The sequence below is a fragment of the Gordonia sp. NPDC003585 genome (genome assembly GCF_040610755.1).
GTDB lineage: Bacteria > Actinomycetota > Actinomycetes > Mycobacteriales > Mycobacteriaceae > Gordonia.
Window position 1 is genome coordinate 45,850 of the sequence record NZ_JBEXMX010000004.1, and the last position, 21,581, is coordinate 67,430.

General features: G+C 66.7%; 16 protein-coding genes. 13 read left to right on the top strand and 3 right to left on the bottom strand.

Annotation, left to right across the window (positions count from 1 at the left end; translation table 11 throughout):
* Positions 1–202 precede the first annotated feature (202 nt).
* The 7 genes from ABZW74_RS01765 (at position 203) to ABZW74_RS01795 (ending at position 5,441) form a co-directional block, all read left to right on the top strand.
* On the top strand, positions 203–484 hold the full coding sequence (locus ABZW74_RS01765; protein ID WP_240857270.1) for a hypothetical protein: 282 nt from the start codon (positions 203–205) through the stop codon (positions 482–484).
* Positions 481–1,581, top strand: a complete 1,101-nt coding sequence (locus ABZW74_RS01770) for a DUF475 domain-containing protein (RefSeq protein WP_240857269.1) — start codon at positions 481–483, stop codon at positions 1,579–1,581. Before ABZW74_RS01765 ends, ABZW74_RS01770 begins: the two co-directional genes overlap by 4 nt.
* Before the next feature lie 55 nt (positions 1,582–1,636).
* Entirely contained in the window at positions 1,637–2,485 is an 849-nt protein-coding gene (locus ABZW74_RS01775) for an adenylate/guanylate cyclase domain-containing protein (RefSeq protein ID WP_355273304.1), read from the top strand.
* Positions 2,486–2,689: 204 nt separating this feature from the next.
* A complete protein-coding gene (locus ABZW74_RS01780; RefSeq protein WP_240857267.1) occupies positions 2,690–2,911 on the top strand; it encodes a DUF3263 domain-containing protein in 222 nt (73 codons plus the stop codon).
* Between the two features lie 239 nt (positions 2,912–3,150).
* A complete protein-coding gene (locus ABZW74_RS01785) occupies positions 3,151–3,963 on the top strand; it encodes a VOC family protein (protein WP_355273307.1) in 813 nt (270 codons plus the stop codon).
* A gap of 95 nt (positions 3,964–4,058) precedes the next feature.
* On the top strand, positions 4,059–5,084 hold the full coding sequence (locus tag ABZW74_RS01790) for an oxygenase MpaB family protein (RefSeq protein WP_240857265.1): 1,026 nt from the start codon (positions 4,059–4,061) through the stop codon (positions 5,082–5,084).
* Positions 5,085–5,096: 12 nt separating this feature from the next.
* A complete protein-coding gene (locus tag ABZW74_RS01795) occupies positions 5,097–5,441 on the top strand; it encodes a nitroreductase/quinone reductase family protein (RefSeq protein WP_355273310.1) in 345 nt (114 codons plus the stop codon).
* Between the two features lie 79 nt (positions 5,442–5,520).
* Here ABZW74_RS01795 and ABZW74_RS01800 read toward each other — a convergent pair whose 3' ends face one another.
* Complete coding sequence (locus ABZW74_RS01800) at positions 5,521–6,621, bottom strand: NAD(P)/FAD-dependent oxidoreductase (protein WP_355273313.1); 1,101 nt, start codon at positions 6,619–6,621, stop codon at positions 5,521–5,523.
* A 12-nt stretch (positions 6,622–6,633) separates the two neighbouring features.
* A complete protein-coding gene (locus tag ABZW74_RS01805) occupies positions 6,634–7,893 on the bottom strand; it encodes an alpha/beta hydrolase (RefSeq protein ID WP_355273316.1) in 1,260 nt (419 codons plus the stop codon).
* A gap of 94 nt (positions 7,894–7,987) precedes the next feature.
* On the opposite strand from ABZW74_RS01805, the gene ABZW74_RS01810 reads away from it, so the two are divergent.
* The 6 genes from ABZW74_RS01810 (at position 7,988) to ABZW74_RS01835 (ending at position 15,919) form a co-directional block, all read left to right on the top strand.
* A complete protein-coding gene (locus ABZW74_RS01810) occupies positions 7,988–9,667 on the top strand; it encodes a phospho-sugar mutase (protein ID WP_355273319.1) in 1,680 nt (559 codons plus the stop codon).
* Positions 9,668–9,757: 90 nt separating this feature from the next.
* Positions 9,758–10,153 (top strand): helix-turn-helix transcriptional regulator, encoded by a 396-nt coding sequence (locus ABZW74_RS01815; protein WP_240857336.1) that lies wholly within the window; start codon positions 9,758–9,760, stop codon positions 10,151–10,153.
* A gap of 10 nt (positions 10,154–10,163) precedes the next feature.
* Positions 10,164–10,574, top strand: a complete 411-nt coding sequence (locus ABZW74_RS01820) for a VOC family protein (RefSeq protein ID WP_240857260.1) — start codon at positions 10,164–10,166, stop codon at positions 10,572–10,574.
* Positions 10,575–10,612: 38 nt separating this feature from the next.
* A complete protein-coding gene (locus tag ABZW74_RS01825) occupies positions 10,613–13,015 on the top strand; it encodes an excinuclease ABC subunit UvrA (protein WP_355273322.1) in 2,403 nt (800 codons plus the stop codon).
* A gap of 103 nt (positions 13,016–13,118) precedes the next feature.
* A complete protein-coding gene (locus ABZW74_RS01830) occupies positions 13,119–14,354 on the top strand; it encodes a glycosyltransferase 87 family protein (protein ID WP_240857258.1) in 1,236 nt (411 codons plus the stop codon).
* Between the two features lie 134 nt (positions 14,355–14,488).
* A complete protein-coding gene (locus ABZW74_RS01835; protein WP_240857257.1) occupies positions 14,489–15,919 on the top strand; it encodes a cytochrome P450 in 1,431 nt (476 codons plus the stop codon).
* A gap of 233 nt (positions 15,920–16,152) precedes the next feature.
* On the opposite strand, the gene ABZW74_RS01840 is transcribed toward ABZW74_RS01835, so the two are convergent.
* The gene (locus ABZW74_RS01840) at positions 16,153–21,501 is read right to left on the bottom strand and encodes a cation-translocating P-type ATPase (protein WP_355273327.1); all 5,349 of its coding nucleotides are present in this window, start codon (positions 21,499–21,501) and stop codon (positions 16,153–16,155) included.
* Positions 21,502–21,581 lie beyond the last annotated feature (80 nt).

The window sequence follows — 21,581 nt, forward strand, 5'->3', positions numbered from 1 at the left end:
CTTCTGCTCCGCCTGGAATCCGTCCCAGCGGGGGTCGCAGGCGGCATCGGCCGCTGCGACGGACGTCAACAGGCCCATTCTACCCGCCCGACACTCCGTCGAACGTCGGGCGCGCAGGCCCGGCCATCCGCGGTACGTTTGCCGGGTGGAATCCGTCCGACGCCGTGAACGTCCGTACGCGTGCGCGTGGTGCGGTCGAAGCATGGTCGATTCCGAGATGGGCCGACGCCGCAAGTACTGCAAGCGGTCGTGTCGGCAGCGCGCCTACGAACAGAGAACGCTCGTCGAGGGCACGGCTATTCCCGCCGACGCGATCATCTTGTCGGCGGCCGAAGGGGCTGAGCTGGGGGATCGGCTGTTCGCATTGCGGTGTGCCGCCGAGGACCTCGGCACCGCCCTCGCCGAGCGGGCCGATCACGCGACACTGGCCGAACTTGCCGCCGAGGTGCTGAACCTCGCGCGAGAAGCCGAGAAATTGCGTTGATCGTTCGCGTCTTCGGGTTGTCCGCACTGGTGACCCTGGCGTCGCTGGCGGCGGCCTTCGCCTACCGCGGCTGGACCGGCCTCGCATTGTGCGCGATCCTCGGCATCCTGGAGGTCTCGCTTTCGTTCGACAACGCGGTGATCAACGCAACGGTCCTCGAGCGCATGAGCGACTTCTGGCAGCGCATGTTCCTCACGGTCGGCGTGCTCATCGCGGTCTTCGGGATGCGGCTGTTCTTCCCGCTGGCGGTCGTCTGGGCCACGGCGGGACTCGCTCCCGCCGAGGCATTCCGGCTGGCCATGAATCCGCCGCCCGACGGCGCCGACCACTTCGCCGACGGCAGCCCGAGCTACGAGGTCATTCTGCAGGAGGCGAATCCGCAGATCGCCGCCTTCGGCGGGATGTTTCTGCTGCTCCTCTTCCTGAACTTCGTGTTCAGCGACCGCGAGCGCACCTGGTTGACGTGGCTCGAACGGCCACTGGCGGCGATCGGAAAGCTCGACCAACTCGCCGTGGTCATCGCGGCAGCGACGCTGCTCGCCGTCGCGGAATTCCTGGCACCCGACGACAAGGTCGCCACCGTGCTCGTGGCCGGACTGCTCGGCCTGATCACCTACATCCTCGTCGACGGCCTCAGCTCGTTGTTCGCGATCGACGGTCCCGACCACGACGGGACCGCCCCACCCACTGCGGTCACCAGGGCAGTCGGTAAGGCGGGCTTTTTTCTCTTTCTCTATCTCGAGATCCTCGACGCCTCGTTCTCGTTCGACGGCGTGATCGGCGCGTTCGCCATCACCTCCGACCCGATCCTCATCGCCCTCGGCCTCGGCTTCATCGGCGCGATGTTCGTCCGGTCGATCACGATCTACCTGGTGCGCCGGGGCACGCTCGCGCAGTACCGCTACCTCGAGCACGGCGCCCACTGGGCGATCGGGGCTCTCGCAGTCATCCTTCTGCTCAGCGTCAAGGTGCACATTCCCGAATTGGTCACGGGACTCATCGGCGTCGCCTTCATCGGCGCTTCGCTCTTCAGCAGCATTCGCGCCAATCGGCGTGAGGCCCAGACGGTTCATGCCACCACGGGCTCGATCGGCTGAAACGTTGCGCCCACAGCCGGACACGTCCTCGTCGGATATCCGTACACTTCGGTGCGTGGTCGCCAACGACGAGCCCCCGACGCGCGACAACCGTGATCTCGGTCGGCGATCCGATGCCCCGCCTGCTGGGGCTTCCGACGAACCGGGTCCGGCCCGTCGAGCCGCACAGTTCTTGGCGCGCACCAATTCCAGCGGGGGAGCGGTCAAGGCGGCGCAAGCGGTCCGACGGCTTCTTCCCGACGCCCCGCCACCGGTCTCCGGCGATCGTGCGTCGGCTCGCCTGGCGCGCCTCATCGCAGAGGCGGGGGCCGATCGTCCCAGCGCGGTACGGGAGCTGGGCCTGGCCTCCGTCCAGATCTGGCAGGCGCTGGTGCGTCGGGGAATGCGAAGCGACGACCGTCCGGTGTCGGCGACGATTCTGTTCACCGATCTGGTCGGATTCTCCACCTGGGCGCTGCGGGTCGGCGACGAGCAGGTCCTCCGCTTGCTGGCCGAGGTCAACGAGGCGACCCGGGAGGTGGTGGTCCGACGGGGCGGAAAGATCGTCAAGCACCTCGGGGACGGCGCGATGGCGGTGTTCGCCGACGGCACCCAGGCCATCGAGGCGGGATATGAGGCGATCTGCGCGGTGAGTGCCCTGACGATCGACGGGTACCGGCCGCAGTTGCGGGCCGGCCTGCACACGGGCGAACCTCGCGCGGTCGGCGACGACTATCTGGGTGTCGACGTCAACATCGCGGCACGAGTCGCCGCGGCTGCCGGTGCCGGGGAGTTGCTCGTGAGCGCCGACACGCTGGCCGTCGCCGACGACGACAACTACGTCAAGCGGCGTCGTCGTTTCAAGGCGAAAGGTGTGCCGTCGGACCTGGAGGTTTTCTCGGTCATTCCGCGCTATTCGGACTGAGATCGCGGGCTTTTCGCCGTCCGTTCATCACCGCTTCGACACGTTTGAGATCAGTGTGGGTTGTCGCCTGTATTCCTGTGCCCGACGGGTGTACAAAGGACGTCGATGGGGCCGTGACACTCGACTGCGACGAGGCGACGCCGGTCCCAACAGCACCGGAAGATCGGGTGCTCGGAACAACTCTGGCGGTGGCGCACGGTGACAATGGACAACAAGCAGCAGCAGATGCTGCAGTTCGAGACGAGTTGGTACCCGCTCGGCGGTGGGTCGTCGCGTGAGATCGGCGAACAATTCGGTCTGTCTGACCGCGACTTCTTCTCCGAGGTCGGCCGGCTCGTGGAGACAGAACCGCCAGAAGCGTTGAGCGGGTCCGAACTTCGGCGGATGCGTGAGGTCATCCGGCGGCGCCTGTGGATGGCCCGCTGAGCGGTGACCCCGTTCTCCGACGACGAACTCGGGGAGTTCTACCGCGACATCGAACGACGCACCGCCGGTGAACGCCCGCCGCGGCGGCCTCGTGTTCCGCAGCCCACCCACATACCGTGTCCGACTCCTGACAAGAGCGACTTTTCCTCCTCGACGGAGGTTGCCGACGCCCTTGATCGGGCCCGGCGCGAACGGCCGCGCGGACCCGACCTGCGGTCGTATCACTGTGTCTGCGGCGCGTGGCACATCACCAGCTCGCCACCACGTCCGGCACTCGACGACCCGACGGCGCGGCGAACCGGCCGAAAGAGCTCCGGACGCAAGGGCGGGCGCAGGCGATGAACCCACTCGAGATCAGGGGGGCCCGAGTCGATCTCGCGCACGCGAACGCACCGTGCGCAGCTGCCCACGCGACACTGCTCGCGACCGAGACCGAGCGTCTCGTGCGTGGCAACACGAGAATCCAGGCGGTGCCGGCGACGTCGACACATGCGGTGATGCTGGAGGTCGATGACGTCGACCCGGCTGCGCGGCAGCTCGGTCGTCGTGGGCTTGCGCTCGAGGCGGCGGACAACTCGCAACGAGCCGTGGGATTTCCGTTGGGCATCACCACATTCGTTCCACGTCCGGTGACCGCTGCCGACGATGACATCTCGGGTCTCGACCACCTGGTGTTCATGTGTACGGGACGCGATCGGGCGCTGGCACTCTTCGGCGCGACATTCGGTCTCGATCTCCGGCTCGACCGAGCCATCGCCGAGGACGTGCATCAGCTCTTCTTCCGCGCGTCGGACCTCGTGTTCGAAGTGATCGCGAACGACGGCGCACCGCTCGATGCCGCCGATGCCGTAGAGGGTGCCGTCGACGAGGCACCGGTTTCGCTGTGGGGGCTCGCGTGGCGATCGGTCGACATCGAACGCAGCCACGCACGCCTCGCCGACGCCGGCATGGAGGTGACCGAGGTCCGCCCGGGACGCAAACCCGCTACCAGGATCTTTACCGTGTCCGAACCCGATCTCGGGACTCGGACCGTGGTCATCGGCCCGGCCTGATACGGGAAACACTCTCGAATACGAGAATTCGTTCTCATTAACTGACGGGTCATGTAATCTGACTACATTCGTTGTCCGATCGCCAAGGGAGCATCATGACCGCGGTTCACGAGCAGTCCAGCGCCGACGAGGCTGTCGCGTCACCGCCCAGCACCGACGATCGGCTCGCCGGTGGCGACCACCTCATCAACAACCGCGACGACGAGATCGAGCTGGTGCCTGCCGACTCGTTGACCGCGGACCTCGCCGGTCACCTGACCTTTCTGCCGGTGAACGGCGCTGCCTTCGTCATGCAGGTGATGCATCCGGTCATCGGTGATGTGGTCGACAAGTACTCGGTCTTTCGCACCGACCCACTCGGGCGGGCCATCCGCTCGACGGACTCGGTGATGCGCTGGATCTACGGTGGCCAGGAGGCGATCGAAGAGGGCAAACGGCTCCGAAAGCTGCATCAGCCCCTGCAGATGCGCAACAAGGCGGGCAAGCACATCAGCGCACTGAATCCCGAGGCCTACCAGTGGGTCATCGCGACCGCGTTCCCGACGCTGCTCAGCGCCGCACCGCTGCTGGTGGGCCGGGAGTTCAGCCGCGACGAGCAGCGTGAGCTACTCGTCGACAACCGGCGCATCGCCAAGATCGTGCAGGTCCCGATGCGCGGGTATCCCGAGACGGTCGAGGAGTTCGACGAATACTTCGACGACTTCATCGAGAACAAGCTGACCCGGCATCCGGTGGCGGTCGAGCTCATCGAGCAGATGCGCGCAGCGCCGCCCGTGCCGCGCGCGGTTCCGCGCGCGATGCGGCCCGCGGTGAAGCGGGTTGCGACGACCGCTGCCGCTCCGATGCAGAAGTTCAACTACCTCACGACGGTGGGGGTGATGGATCCGCGTGTGCGCGAGATCTTGGGCCTGTCCTGGAGCGATCGTGAGCAAAAGCAACTCGAGCGGATGCACACCGTCCTGCGTGGGTCGTATCGCGTGCTGCCCGAGCGTCTCACGTACTTCCCGCTCGCGTATCACGCCCGCCGGCAGCACGCCGCGATCCAGGCGATGAAGCGTCGCGAACAGAAGGGTGCGGCGTTCATCAAGCCCAGCGGGGATGCACCCGACCCGCATGCGTGATACGAATCCGGCGTGAGCCTTTTTCAGCAAGCTGCCCGGGTCAACAACGCGATCACGATCCCGATCCTGAAGCTGCCCTTCATCCGCGAACGAGCGGCACGCACGATCACCGTGCTGCGATACACCGGACGACGGTCGGGCAAATCCTTCGAGTTGCCCGTTGCCTATCGACGTCACGGCGACGAAGTCAACATCGGCGTTGCGATGCCCGACCGCAAGAACTGGTGGCGCAACTTCACCGGCGAGGGCGCACCACTGACCCTGACGCTCGAGGGTGAAGAGCACAGCGGCCACGCGGTGAGCACCCGCGACGAGAAGGGTCAGGTGACCGTTCGCGTCACCCTGGCCGCCGCGTGAAGGCAGCGGACGTCCCCGCCTGAGTGAGTCGGATCGACCAGCGGGGGGTCGCTCGCCGACGCCCTACCGCCGGATCACGTCAGGAGGCGGTCAACTCGTCTGCGACGTCGTCGGCGAGGGCGAGGCAGGACGTCAGGCCTGGTGACTCGATACCGAACAGATTCACCAGACCCTCGACGCCGTGCGTGCGCGGACCCTGGACGAGAAAATCCGCGGTGGGTTCACCGGGCCCGCTGATCTTGGGTCGAACGCCCGCGTAATCGGGTGTCAGCGAATCGCGGGGCAGCGCAGGCCAATACCGGATGATCGCATCCTCGAACGCGCGTGCGCGCGTGTCGTCGACGACATAGTCGACCGCGTCGGTCCATTCGACGTCGGGACCGAACCGCCCGGTACCCCCGAGGTCGAGCGTGTAGTGCACACCGAGTCCGCCGTCGACGGGCAGCGGGTACACGAGATGTGAGAACGGCGCGCGACCCGATTCGAGCCGGAAGTAGTTCCCCTTGGCCAGATATCTCGGTGGGATCGGTAGTTGCGCACCGGACAGTGAGCGTGCCACGTCCCAGGCGCCCAGTCCGGCGCTGTTGATCACCATGCCGCACGACACCTGTTGCGTCCCAGACAATTCGACGGTGATCCGGAACCCGGCCACCGAACCGCGCAGAAACCGGGTCCGCAAGGCGACCGCGCCGCCGGCGTCCTCGAGGTCGCGTCGCAATGCGTGCACCAGACCGGCGCTGTCGACGATGCCGGTCGATCCGGAGAGCAACGCGCCCGCCCCCGACACCGCTGGTTCGAGGTCGCGCAACTCGGCCACGTCGATCTGTCGCAAGTCGTGGACCCCGTTGTCGACGCCCCGACGACGAACACTGTCGAGCGCCGGAATCTGGTCCGGCGTCGCGGCCACGATCAGCTTGCCTACCCGCCGGTAGGGCACATCCCGGTCGGCGCAGTACCGGTAGAGCAACTCGCGTCCGCGGACGCAGAGTCGAGCCTTGCGGCTCTCGGCGGGGTAGTAGATCCCCGCGTGGATCACTTCCGAATTGCGTGCGCTCGTACCCGTTCCGACGTCGTCGGCGGCCTCGACCACCACCACCTCGAGCCCGGACTGAGCGAGCCTGCGCGCAATGGCGAGTCCGACGACGCCGGCTCCGACGACAAGGCAATCCACCCGTTCCACGGCGTCATCTTCTCAGGCGGTTCTCCCCACCGGCAATTGCGGCCGCGGTGCCAGTTGCGCACGCATCCAGCGGTAGATCGATTCGTTGTTGAGCAGCGTGAAATGATGCGCACCGCCCACATGGAGTCCGTCGTCGACGCGAAATCCCCTACGCCTGGTGCGGCTTTCGCCACGCCCGCTCGGGATCAGCACCAACCCGTCACCGATGACTCGGCCCACCGGATGTCGAGGATCACGCGTCACCGAAGCCGTCACATAGAGGTGCCGTACGCCGGGCGCCAACGGTATGTCGGCGCCGGGTGCCTGCCGCAGTACATCGGGCTCCGCCCATCGCCAGTCGTCGTCGATGAGGTTGCCGTGAAACAGATCTCGCACGCCGACACTCCGTCGGCGGAGCAACTCGCCGAACGGACGCGTCACCGGCACCGAACGCAGCGCTGCGGTGGCAGCATGCACACCGCGCGCCAGTGGTGCTCCGTGATGCGGCGTCCCGAGGCTCACGGTGTGCCGAAGTACCTCGGGCCAGTACGCGCCCGACTCACTCGCGGCGTGGCACGCACTGCGAATCACGAGCCCGCCCATGGAATGACCGACCAGCGTCAAGGTGGTGACCGGGGTCGGCCACAACAGCACGAGCCGATTCAACAACTCCGAGAGGTCGCGTCCGTTGTCGCTGATGTGCCGACCGGTGTTGTACCGCACGAAGATCGGTGTCGCGCCCAGGTCGCTCTGGAGTCGTCGGCCATAGGTGGCGCGGGCCTCGCGGCGCCACGCATGCTCGGTCTCCATGAGCCCGTGGAGGAAGACGACGAGGTGGCCGGTGGGGTCCGGAAACGCTCGCACCAGCGCATCCGTCGACACCGCGACCGGCTCGCCGTGGACGCGTACATCCATGCCCGGGGCGAGCGGAGATCCCGCAGCTTCGAGTTCGTCACCGATCAGTCCGTTCAACACGCCGATCATCGCCGCACCGCGAGGTGTGGCCGACGGCGCCCGCCCGGGTGTGTCGAGCAGTCCGCCGGCGATGTCGGCGGCGACCTCGAGGCTGCTCGCGACTGCGGTGTACACACCGCCCGCCACCGCGTCGTGAGCTCGATGCGACGGCTGCGTCCACGCGCGCAGCGGTGTTCGCGCGAATCCCGAGAAGACTCCGTCGGATACCAAGCGATGGACCGCAGCGATTCCCCGGGTGGCTCGGCCCAGTTCGGTGAAGCCGAGACGGCCGACGGCCCGTACCTCGGCCCGGCGGGCATCCTTGCGCAGCTGCGACATACTTCTGAGTGTACATCTGTTCACTGAATGCGCGGGCGTCTGCGGGCATTGATACGGTCGGCGGGTCGATCTGGCTGACGAGAGGATTCATTCGGTGAATGGCGTCGTCGAACGCGCGCAGCAATGGTTGGCACACGATCCCGATCCCGCCACGCGGGCCGAACTCGCGACTGTGATCGACGCGGCGACTCGTGGACACGCAGACGCTGCCGCCGACCTCGCCGACCGCTTCTCCGGCCCCCTGGAGTTCGGCACGGCCGGACTGCGCGGGGCCGTCGGCGCAGGTGAATCCCGGATGAATGTGGCGGTGATCGTGCGGACGACGGCGGGCTTGGTGAGCTACCTGCGCGACGTGGCCGGAGACGACGCCCGCGTGGTGGTCGGCTGCGACGCGCGCCACGGCTCGGCCGATTTCCGGAATGCGGCGCTCGGCGTGCTCGATGCCGCCGGTGTGGACGTCATCGCACTACCACCGCGGTTGCCCACGCCGGTGGTCGCGTACGCGACCAGAGCGTTGAACTGCGACGCGGGGATCATGATCACCGCATCGCACAATCCCGCCGCCGACAACGGCTACAAGGTGTACCTCGGTGGGCGGGCGGCCGACGCCGCCGGCCGCGGGGTCCAGATCGTTTCGCCCGCCGACGCCGACATCGCGCGACACATCCACGCCGCGCCGCCTGCCGACAAGGTGCCCATGAGCGACGCCGCGTCGAGAACGCAGGTAGCCGATGACGTGGTCGACGCATACATCGACCGCGTCGCCAGCCTGCGATCCGCGATCGCACCCTCACCGGTGCGTGTGGTGCTGACACCCCTGCACGGCGTCGGGGGAGAGATCGCCACCCGGGTTCTGACGAAGGCGGGTATCGCCGATGTCCACCGGGTTGTCACGCAGTTCAATCCCGACGCCGACTTCCCAACCGTCGCCTTCCCGAATCCGGAAGAGCCCGGCGCGCTCGACGCCGCCATCGCCCTGGCCCGCAAGACCGTCGCCGATGTGGTTGTCGCGCTGGATCCGGACGCGGATCGCTGCGCGGTCGCGATTCCCGGTCGAGACGGCCGATGGCGGCAGTTGTCCGGCGACGAGGTCGGTGCGCTGCTCGCCGAGCAAGCGGCCACCGATCCCGACCGAGCCGGAGACACTCTGGCCTGCTCGATCGTCTCGAGCCGCCTGCTTGCGCACATCGCCGAGTCCCACGGCTTGCGCCACGCGGTTACGCTGACCGGCTTCAAGTGGATCGCCCGTACGCCCGGCCTGCGGTTCGGGTACGAGGAGGCCATCGGGTACTGCACCGACCCGGACGCGGTGCGAGACAAGGACGGGATCAGCACGATGATCCGTGTCCTCACGCTCGTGGAGACTGCGGCCGCCGGCGGGCGCGCCCTCGACGACCTCCTCGACGATCTCGCCCGCCGACACGGTGTGCATGCCACCGGGCAGTTGAGTTTTCGAGTGGAGAACACCGACACCATCACCGAGGTGATGCGCAGGCTCCGGCGCGACGGCATCGACCGACTCGCCGGATCAGCGGTCACCGAGGTGGTGGATCTGGCAGACGGCGGTTCGTTACCGCCTACCGATGGGCTCGTCTTTCACACCGCAGACGACGATCGTGTGATCATTCGCCCGTCGGGCACCGAGCCGAAGTTGAAGTGCTATCTCGAGGTCGTGCGGCCCTGCGACGACGCTGCCGCGCCGATTCCGCTTGCCGCGGCCCATAATCGGCTCGCGACCCTTCGGCGCGATGTCGCCGCGGCGCTCGACCTGTGAGCGCACCTGTTCCGAAGCCCCCGATCGCATGGCACGATCGAAATTGTGACCAGCACCGGCTCGCAGCAACGTCTCCGCGATCTCACGGCGATGCGCCGGGTCCGTGATCGGATCGACCGCGACTACGAGCAGCCCCTCGATGTCGAAGCCCTTGCGCGCGGCGTACACATGTCGGCCGGACACCTCAGTCGTCTGTTCCGTGCCGCCTACGGCGAGTCCCCGTACTCGTATCTGATGACGCGGCGGATCGAACGGGCCATGGTGCTGCTGCGGCGCGACGACATGACCGTCACGGAGGTGTGTTTCGCCGTCGGCTGCTCGTCGCTGGGCACCTTCAGTACGCGGTTCACCGAACTGGTCGGCATGTCGCCCAGCACGTATCGCCGCGAGCACACCACGGGCGTCGGAGACCTGCCCGGGTGCGTGGCCAAGCAGGTCGGCAGACCGATCAGGAATCGAGAAGCGTCGAATCTCCCCGGTCGCTAGCGTGGCAGACATGGACATCACCATTCACGCCAGTTTCCTCCCACAGAACGACCCAGAGGCCGCGATCGCCTTCTACCGCGACACACTCGGTTTCGAGATCCGAATGGACGTCGGCTACAACGATTTACGGTGGATCACCGTCGGACCGCCCGACCAGCCGGACACCTCGATCGTCCTGTATCCGCCGACCGCGACTCCCGGTATCGGCGACGACGAGCAGCGCGTCATCGCCGAGATGATGGCCAAGGGCACCTACGGCAGTCTGCTCCTTGCCAGCGCCGACGTCGACGCCGCCTTCGAACGCATCGCGGCCCGCGAGGCCGAGGTGGTACAGGAGCCCACCGACCAGGACTACGGTGTTCGCGACTGCGCCTTTCGTGACCCGGCCGGCAACATGATCCGCATCCAGCAGCGCCCCTGAAGCCCACCGTTCCGCAGACCCGACAGGACCATCGACACATGCCTGCAAGAACTTCCAAATCCGCTGTGGCACAGAGCGACCACGTCGCAGACTCGCATGATCGGATCCGGGTGCACGGCGCCCGGGAGAACAATCTGAAGAATGTGAGTGTCGAACTGCCCAAGCGTCGGCTCACCGTGTTCACCGGGGTTTCCGGTTCGGGCAAGAGTTCCCTGGTGTTCGCCACGATCGCCGCCGAATCCCAGCGGATGATCAACGAAACCTACAGCGCCTTCGTCCAGGGTTTCATGCCCAGCCAGTCGCGGCCCGACGTCGACGTCCTCGAAGGTCTCACCACCGCCATCATCGTCGACCAGGAACGGATGGGCGCCAATGTGCGGTCTACCGTGGGCACCGCCACCGATGCCAACGCACTTCTCCGAATCCTGTTCAGCCGCCTCGGAAAACCGCACATCGGATCCCCGCAGGCGTTTTCCTTCAACGTCGCATCCATCAGCGGAGCCGGGGCCGTCACCATCGAACGCGCCGGCCAGAAGGTCAAGGAACGCCGCAGTTTCAGCATCACCGGCGGAATGTGTCCCCGGTGCGAGGGCCGGGGTGAGGTCTCCGACTTCGATTTGACCGCACTGTACGACGCCGAAAAGTCGCTCAACGAGGGCGCTCTCACCATCCCCGGCTACAGCATGGAAGGCTGGTACGGGCGGATCTTCCGGGGGTGTGGCTTCTTCGACGCGGACAAGCCGATCGCCAAGTTCACCAAGAAGCAGTTGAACGATCTGCTCTACAAGGAACCGACCAAGATCAAGGTCGAGGGCATCAACGTCACCTATGAGGGGCTGATCCCGCGGATTCAGAAGTCGTTCCTGTCCAAGGATCGCGACGCCATGCAGCCGCACATCCGGGCCTTCGTCGACCGGGCGATCACGTTCGCGACCTGTCCCGAATGCGACGGCAGTCGGCTGTCCGCCGAGGCGCGGTCGTCGAAGATCGGGGGTGTCAGCATTGCCGACGTGTGCGCGATGCAGATCAGCGACCTCGCCGAATGGGTACGCGGCCTCGACGAGCCGTCCGCCGCACCGCTCATCGAGACCCTGCAGGCCACCCTCGACTCCTTCGTCGACATCGGTCTGGGATATCTGTCCCTCGAACGTCCGGCCGGCACACTGTCCGGGGGAGAAGCCCAGCGCACCAAGCTGATCCGCCATCTCGGGTCATCGCTGACCGACGTCACCTACGTCTTCGACGAACCGTCGATCGGTCTGCATCCGCACGACATCACCCGGATGAACGAGCTGTTGCTGGCACTGCGCGACAAGGGCAACACGGTGCTCGTGGTCGAGCACAAGCCGGAGGTCATCACCATCGCCGACCACGTCGTCGACCTGGGTCCGCACGCGGGCACGGACGGCGGCGAGGTGATGTTCGAGGGCACTGTCGACGGTCTGCGCGCCAGCGACACGCTCACCGGACACCACCTCGACGACCGCGCGCGCCTCAAGGAGTCGGTGCGCGAGCCTTCGGGCACGTTGCCGATCCGCGGGGCAAACACCCACAACCTGCAGGGCGTCGACGTCGACATCCCGCTCGGTGTTCTCGTGGTGGTCACCGGCGTTGCCGGGTCCGGCAAGAGCTCGCTCATCGAGGGTTCGGTGACCCGCGAAGAAGGTGTGGTGTCGATCGACCAGACCGCGATCAAGGGGTCCCGACGCAGCAACCCGGCGACCTACACCGGTCTCCTCGAACCCATCCGCAAGGCGTTCGCCAAGGCCAACGGCGTCAAACCCGCACTGTTCAGTGCCAACTCCGAGGGCGCCTGCCCGAACTGCAACGGCGCGGGAGTCGTCTACTCCGACCTGGCGATGATGGCCGGGGTGGCCACCGTGTGCGAGGTGTGCGACGGCAAGCGGTTCCAGGCCGAGGTCCTCGACTACAAGCTCGGCGGTCGCGACATCAGCGAGGTCCTCGAGATGTCGGTGGCGCAGGCAACCGAGTTCTTCGGTGACGGCGATGCCCGGATCCCGGCCGCCCACAAGATCCTTGTGCGGTTATCCGACGTCGGCCTGGGCTACCTGAAGGTCGGTCAGCCGCTGACGACCCTGTCCGGTGGTGAGCGGCAGCGCCTCAAGCTGGCCGCACAGATGGGGGAGAAGGGCGAGGTCTACGTCCTCGACGAACCGACGACCGGACTGCACCTGGCCGACGTCGAACAACTGCTCGGGCTCCTCGACCGCCTCGTCGACTCCGGTAAGTCCGTCATCGTGATCGAGCACCATCAAGCAGTGATGGCGCACGCCGACTGGGTCATCGACCTCGGACCGGGCGCCGGCCACGACGGCGGCCGGATCGTCTTCGAGGGCACGCCCGCCGACATCGTCGCGGATCGGTCGACCCTCACCGGCGAGCACCTCGCCGAGTACGTGGATCTCGCCGCCGCGAGGTGACCCTCGACACGCCCGAAGGTCGCCCACCAGGCACGTCGGAGTACCTGCCCCCGGTACCGTCGGGTCTGCGCGATACGATCCCGACTCGGAAGAGAGGTCGGTCGTGACGGCACTGGCGAACAGCTATCTGCGTTCGGCGCCCGCGCGGTGGGTCGCGCTGGTCGCGTTCGCCATCGGCGCGTTCCTGTTCATCTTCGTCTTCCCGAACCAGCCGATGACGCCGTATCGCATCGACTTCGACGTCTACCGCACGGGCGCGCAGTACTTCCTCGACGGCGGACGGCTATACGACCAACTGCCGCAGCTGTCGCAAGGCGCCTACCTGCCGTTCACCTACCCGCCGATCGCGGCGGTGCTGTTCACGGTCTTTACGATCGTGCCGGTCTGGGTGGGTTCGGCCATCTTCACCGCGATCTCGATCGGCCTGCTGTTCATCGTGATGCGGCTCGTGATGTCGCGAATCCTCGACCGGACCGCCGCGGAGATCACCTGGCTGGTCTTGCCGTTCGCGGCGGTCGCGCTGTGGTTGGGCCCGGTGCGCGACACACTGACTTTCGGCCAAGTCAACATTCTGCTCATGGCACTGGTGGTGATCGACGCGCTGGTCGGACGCGGTCGCTGGTGGCGGGGTCTTCTCGTGGGCCTCGCGATCGCGATCAAGCTGACCCCCTTCGTCTTCCTGCTCTTCTTCGTCCTCCGCCGGGATTGGCGCGCGGCTGTCGTCAGCGTCGTGTCGGCGCTCGCGTTCCACGGCATCGGCTATCTGCTGGCGCCCAAGGATTCGGTCCAGTACTGGACGGAGTCACTGATCGACACCGACCGCATCGGCAGCCCCATCTTTGCCAACAACCAGTCGATCAACGGCGAGCTGCAACGCCTCGGCATCGACTCACGCGCCGTCTGGTTCCTCCTCGCGCTCATCGTGGGCCTGTTCATCGCGTGGGTGGCGTGGCAACTCATGCGAGCGGGAACCGAGGTCGGCGCGCTCCTCGTGGTCGCGATGTCGGCGTTGTTCTGTTCTCCGCTGTCGTGGGATCAGCACTGGGTGTGGGTTGCCCCGCTGATGATGGCAATGACCGTCTGGGGCATCCGAACCGTCCTGCCAGGGGCCGTCGCGTGGTGGTTCCTCGTCGTCGCAGGCGTCGCGATCTTCCTCATCGTGCCCCACCAGCGCGTACCCAACCGCTACGAGGTCGAGCTGACCTGGACGTGGTGGCAGCACCTCATCGGATCGACGTACCTCATCTGGGGACTCGCTGTCCTCGTCGCGTTGGGCGCGGTCGCAGCGCGTCTGCCGCGTGACGTCGCGCCGCAGCGCGAACTCGAACACGTCGCCTGACAATCCTCCGACCGATCTCCGCGAATCGATGACGCGGTCGAATTCTGCGTCCTACACTCACGCTTGAAACAGTTCAACGAATTCGTGTCATCGCGGGTGGTGCCGCCGCGCGATCGGACGGGCGGGAGTACGACGTGGCAGATACGAAGAAGCTTTTCCAGAACACGCTGGCGCGAATCAACAAGGCCTACCCGAGTCCGCCGCGACCGCTCGCGGAGCCGCCGGCCGGTTCTGGCCTCAAGCCGGTGATGGGTACGGCCGGGCTGCCGTTGATCGGCAACACGCTGGAGGCGTTGGCCGATCCGCTGAAGAGTTCGATGGACCGTTTCGAACGCTTCGGACCCGTGACGTGGTCCGGTTCGATCGGCATGAACGTGGTGAATCTGGTGGGACCCGACGCGATCGAATGCGCGTGGATGAACCGCGAGAAGGCCTTCTCGAGCGAGGAGGGATGGGAGCCGATGATCGGCCCGTTCTTCCATCGCGGAATCATGCTGATGGATGCACCGGACCACATGTATCACCGCCGCATCATGCAGCAGGCGTTCACGCCCGCCCGACTCAAGGGCTACCTGGGCATGATGACCCCGCACATCGAGAAGACCCTCGCCAATTGGCCCATCGAAGACGGCTTTCCGATGTACTCCCGTACAAAGGACTTGACCCTGTCGCTGGCGACCGAGGTGTTCATGGGCGCGTCACTGAACGAGACCGAGGCGCACGCTCTCGAGGACTCCTTCGAAGCCGCGGTTCGTGGCGGACAGGGCCTCGTCCGCTTCGACACCAAGAAGTTCGGCACCTGGACACGTGGATTGCGCGGGCGAGAGGCGCTGCAGCGCTACTTCCGGTCGGAGATCGCCTCCAAGCGAGCCGGCGACGGCGACGATCTGTTCAGCGTCCTGTGCCACAGCGAAAGTCCCGAGGGCGACACCTTCAGCGACGAGGACGTGGTGAACCACATGATCTTCGTCATGATGGCCGCCCACGACACCAGCACCATCGCGTTGTCGATGCTCGCGTATTTCCTCGGTCGCTACCCGGAGTGGCAGGAACGGCTGCGCGCCGAATCGCTGGCCCTGGACAAGCCGACCCTCGACTACGACGACATCGACAAGCTGCCCAGCCTCGACCTTGCCTTCAAGGAGACGCTCCGCATCAACGCTCCGGTCGGCATGTTGTTCCGAAAAGCCATCCAGGACACCGACATTCTGGGTCACTACATACCAGCCGGCACCATGATCGGCATTCATCCGTGGACCACGATGCTGCGCAAGGAATGGTGGCCGAACCCGACGCACTGGGATCCCGAGCGATTCGCCGACGACCGTCGTGAGGACAAGGTCCACCGGTTCGCGTGGGCACCCTTCGGCGGCGGCGCACACAAGTGCATCGGCCTCTATTTCGGTGGCATGGAAGTGAAGTCGATCATGCACCAGATGCTGCAGCGCTTCGAGTGGACGGTGCCCGCCGACTACCGACTCGAACTGACCTACGGCACCGGCCCCACACCCGCCGACGGACTCCCCATCGACATCCGACGACGGACGGCCTACGTCCCCGCCTGACCCGTTGACCGTGCGCCCAAAATCGTTGACCGTGCATCGAAATTCGTTGACCGGTCCGACGGACGCCCGCAAAAAGTAGGGGAAGAAACTCTTCCCCTACCCTTCGAGTCCTCCCCGCGAAATTCCTAGCGGACGACTACGAACCCCGGGGAAGAAGTTCTTCCCCTAGATTCTGCGGGCAGAGCGCGAGGGTATCTGCCCAGCTCAGCGGGGTAGTCACCCAGATCTTGGGATCAGTTCTCCGCAACGTTGCTGTGCGTGGTCGACCTTGCCGCTTTCTTGGCCGGCGCCTTCTTCGCGACGGTCTTCTTGGCGACGGTTGCCTTCTGCGCCCCAGCCTTTGTTGCAGCAGCCTTCTTTGCCGGTGCCTTCCTTGCAGCGGTTTTCGCCGGCACCGCCTTCTTCGCTGCCGCCTTCTTCGCTGCCGCCTTCTTGGCGGCCGCCTTGGCCGGTGCTGCCTTCTTGGCCGGTGCCTTGGCGGCTGCCTTCTTTGCGGGAGACTTCTTGGCCGCAACCTTCTTCACTGCAACCTTCTTCGCTGCAGCCTTCTTTGCCGGTGCCTTCGTCGCCGCCACCGTCTCGACACGCGTTGCGGTCAATTGTTTCAGCGCACCCGGGGGAAGTTGTGCGACAACCTCTTCCACCTCGGCGGCCACTTCTTCGACCTCGGCTTCGGCCTCTTCGACGCGCTGTTCGAGATGGCGCGTCGTTGCCGCATGCCCGACGCCGACCGCGAGTGCCACCGGCCAATCGATCACCTCGAGCACCGCCAGTAGACCGAGCGCACCGTAGAACGCAAGCTGGTCGGGGGAGGGCACAGAGATCCGTCCGAGGACCGGCACCTGCACAGCGAAGCGTTCCGCCTCGGCGACCAACTTCGAGACGTCGCGGTGTGAGTCGACGAACGACCGCGTCGCTTCCAACAAATCTTCTCTCCATTCGGGCACGGGGTACTGACTTCCACCGCTTGTTCGGTTAGGCTGTCCTGCATGACCGAGATCGGCCGTGCCATCGGCCCGGACACGTTGCTCGCCGCCGGCGTTCGTGTGCTCACGCCGCCGATCCGCGAAGTTTACGCGCTGCTCGTTCGCGCCGGTGTCCTCGTCATCGACGACGAGTGACTCTGCGCGACTACGCGCCTGCTGCCCCATCCGTTCGAGGACGTCCGGGGCGATCTTGGACACCACCATGGCGGCGCCCGCTCCGGTGAGCGCCTGACCCCATCCGACCGGCCCGAGGGGCGTGCACCCGAACAGGGAGCTCAGACCCGGGGTCGTGATCACGCCCGCCATCAGGATGAACGTGCCCACGCTGGTCATCACGACCAGCTTGCCGTGCGATTCGTCGACGATCTGGGTCAACTGGGTGAGCACCAGGCCGGCCAAGCCGACGGTGGCTGCCCGCTGCGGCGTCCCGCCCGGTCGTGCGAGCAGCCACGAGAGCGTGGCACCGACCGCCGTCGACGCGCCGTGAGTGTAGATGGCCCGCCAGAGCGCTGCCTCGTCGAAGTCCGCGAGACCGTCGCCGACCTGGGGGCTCACCGCGAGAGCCGCTGCCGGCAGCGCATCGGTGAGCATGTTGATGAGCAGGATCTGACGCGCCGACATGGCGGGCTTGCCCGTCACCGTACTGGTGATCAGCGCAAAGCTGACCTCACCGAGATTGTGTCCCACCAGCATCGACACCGCGGCCTGGACCCGACGCCACAGCTGGTGCCCTTCATCGATCGCGTCGATGAAGGCGCCGATCTGGCCGTCGAGTAGCAAGACGTCGGCCGCGGTGCGGGCCGGGTCGCTGCCGCTCGAGACGATGCCGACCCCGACGGTGGCCGCCCGGATCGCTGCGGCGTCGTTGGCGCCGTCACCGACCATCGCAGTCACCAGGTCGGCAGCCTCGAGCGCCTGCACCACCTGAACCTTGTGTTCGGGGGCCATCCGCGCGAACACTCGGTAACGCTGTACCGCAGCGATCTGCCCATCGCTGGTGAGGGCCTCCCACGCGGTTCCGGTCATGACCTCGTCGGGTTTCAGCGCCATCCCGAGGTCTCGCGCGATCACCATCGCGGTCACCGGGTGGTCACCGGTGATCAGGCGGACACCGATGTCACGTCGCTGCAGTTCTTCGATGAGGCCACGAGACGTGGGCCGCGCCGTGTCGGCGATCCCGACCGCCCCCAGGGCGCGGAGGTCCTCCGAGCAGAGTTGCGTGAACACGTCGGGATCGGCCCGAGCGGCCTGTGCCTGCTCGGGGGTCAGCTCGCGCTCGGCGACCGCCAGCACTCGAAGTCCTGCGGCGGTCATCTCGTCGATGACCTCGATCAACGACGCCTCACCCGGACGCAACGCGGCGGTGATCGCTTCGGGTGCACCCTTGATCGACAACGTCGTACCGATGATCGCGGCCGCGTACGGACGATCCGACTGGAAGAGGAGATTCGCATCGGTGCCACCGGTCTGCACTCCGATGTCGAGCCCGGCCACCCGGATCGCTTCGTCCGTGGCGTGCACCGAATGCTCACCTCTCGGTGGCGGGATCGTGTGCACCGCGGCCGCGAGCACAGCGTCGTCCTCGACGCCGTCCACCGAACCGACCTCACGCACCCGCAGCTTGTTCTCACTGAGCGTCCCGGTCTTGTCGAAACACACCACGTCCAGCCGTGCGAATGCCTCGATCGCCTGTGGATTGCGGATGAGCACATGTGAACTGGTGAGCTGCCGTGCCGCGGCGAGCTGAGCGAGGGTGGTCACCAAGGGCAATCCCTCGGGAACCGCTGCAACCGCGATGGCGACGCCGCCTGCGACGGCATCGTGCAGCGGGGTGCCGCGCAGCAGGCTGAGCAATCCGACGGCGCCGCCCCCGGCGATGCTCCATGGCAAGGCCTGACCGGTGATCTTCGACAGCTGGGCGGCCAACCCGACCTTGCGGGACTTCCGTGCGGTCATCGCGGTCGCACGGCTCATCTGGGTGGAGGCTCCGATCGACGTCACGATGGCGACGCCTCGTCCCGCGATGACGACCGTTCCCGCGTACAGCGAACCCGTCCGTTCCGCAAGTGGCGCACCGGGTGTCGGCTCGGATGACTTGCTCACCGGCAACGACTCGCCGGTCAACGCGGATTCGTCTACTTCCAATGCGTCGGCTCGGACGATCCGTCCGTCCGCCGGGACCACCTCTCCGGGGCCGACGGCGATGAGGTCGCCCGGACGCAGCCGACTCGCCGGGACCTGTTCCTCGCGATCGCCGGTTCCGGGGCCGACGAGGCGTCTGGCGAGCGGTTCCTGGACGGCCAGCAGTTCGTCGAGGATGCGCTCGGCGTGGAGTTCCTGCTCGGCGGAGATCGCGGTGTTGAGCAGCAGGACCGCGAAGACGAGGCCCGCGTCGAGCGGTGAGCCGAGGAGGGCGGTGGCCGCCGCACCGGTGGCGAGGATCGGGGTGATCGGATCGTCGAGGTCCCCACGGATCGCTCCGACGAACTCTGAGGCCGTCCGCCAGACCGCCGCCACACGGTTGGTGACCGGTTTGACCACCGACACCGAGGTGAGACCGCTCAGCCGTTCCTGAATCGGTTGGTCCGGTGCGGGACGCGGGAGCAGCCGGGCGACCTCACTCACCGGAAGTGCATGCCAATCGTGGCCCAGCTCCGGTATCGGCAGCGACTCGTCGAATACTCCCGAACCCAAGCGGAATCCGGTCCACAGCGCCCCTACGGCAGCAAGATTGACCGACGCCGGTCCGCTGCCCACCACGTCGGGCAGCAGCATGATCGCGCCGATCACCGAACCCGAGACCGACAGTTGGACTCCCTTGTTCGCCGCCGTCTTGGCGACCGGGAGGGCGTGCAGGAAACGCCACACACCGCCCAGGTCGGGGACAAATATGTCGGCACCCCAAGGTGGGGGCGCGTCCCGGTGCCAGACCCCGACCACGACCTCCGCATCGGCGGTCGCCATATCGGTGGCGCCGGTGACGAAAGCGACCGTCGCGCCTCGATCGTGGAGAGTGGCCAGCGCCCGGCGGAGGGCGTCGTCGACGGGTCCGGCGGCATGGAGAAGCTCGTCGAAACCCTGTCCGAGAGAACGCAGTCCGGGGTCGTCGAGCGAGACGATGCGCGCGCCCACCCGTCGGGCCTCGGTGACCACCGCCGAGGAGAGCGGGTCGCGGAGTGGACTGACCAACGCGGTGCCGGTTCCGCCTGCTCCGGGGATCTCGTCGAGTGGGTGGAGGCCGGGAGTCAACAGTCCGTCGTCGAGTGCGGCGCGTGCGGCTTCCCACGCCCGCGCCCGGAAATCGCCGTCCAGTCCGTTGATCTGCGTGACCGTCAATTCGTCGGTGTAGAGCACGCGGGGGTCGATCAGCACCGTGTCCACGGTGTCGAGGTGCCGCAGCACCGACGGATGCATCACGAGTGCGCCGTGTCGGCCCGACAGGCCTCGGGACAGTGCGCACGCGAACGACTGACGCACGCTCCGAACGGGTTTCGGCATCGCCGTCAGCACGGTGTCGGTGGCCATGTCGGCGCTGCCCGACATGACGCCGACGAGCGCGGCGGCACCCACACCGACCGCGGCTGCCTTGTTCGCATAACCGTCGCTGACACCGCTGGTGTGCAGCGATCGTGTTCGCGGCCGCGTCCCGGGCTCGTCGGCGGTCTTGAATGCCTGACGAGTGAGGTTGTGCTCCAATCGGTTCCACGTTCGGCGCCCGTTGACTGCCTCGGCCGCAAGCATGGCGCGCGTGGTCGCGTCGGCGAACAACCCGGTCGGCGAGACGCGCAGTACGCCGACCGACGTACCGATCAACGCGAAGACCAACTCCGACGCCTCGGGGCCCAACAATTCGGTGACGCGGTTTCGGATCGCCGGTGTGTGGTGCGACAAAGAAACCGGGGCGGCGAGGAAGCGGAATGATCCCGGTGCGCCCAGAAGCGACGCCGTGGTCCCGACCACCAGGCCGGCGGTTGCCACCGTGGAACTGAGCAGTCGCGCGCCGAGGGCCGCGTCGTCACCGGGGAGCGTCGCCGGCAACCGCCTCCGGTCGGCGATCACCCCGTGCTCTGCGGTGTCGAGGATCGTGCCCAGCGCTTGCGCACTCGGGCCCCCCCGGTCGACCACGACGACCATGCGAGCGGTTGCCCGATTCAACACCACATCGCGAACTCCGGCAGTGTCGGCGACCGCATCGATCACTGCGCGCGCCAACGCGTCTGGGTCGTCACCATCGAGGCCGCGCACCTCGATCCAGCGCACCTCGCCGCGGGAACTCATTCGTCGGGCCGGCGATGCGGTCAGCGCCTCGCCCACCACCGCGGTGGCGCCGCGGGCGAGGTCGGTCAGCCCGGTGATTTGTTCACCCGCTGCGTCGACGAGAGATCGGGACACGGTGCGCCCCGCCTTGACCGCGGCCTCCCCACCCATGAGTGCGGCACCCGTGGCCACATTTGCGAACCACAGCGGAGCACTGAGCAGACCCATCTGGCGACACCTCCGGCGACGTTTGCGGCAATCGACCGCCGGCGACAGCCCAACGGACTCGGTCCGAAGTCGATGCACGTCGTCGGCGCCATAGGCGATTGCGCTGGCCATTCGAGTCTATCCAACAGGCACAGCCGTCCAGCACGATCGGTGCGGCTGTATCTACGCGGCCGACCCCCGTCAGTCGACCC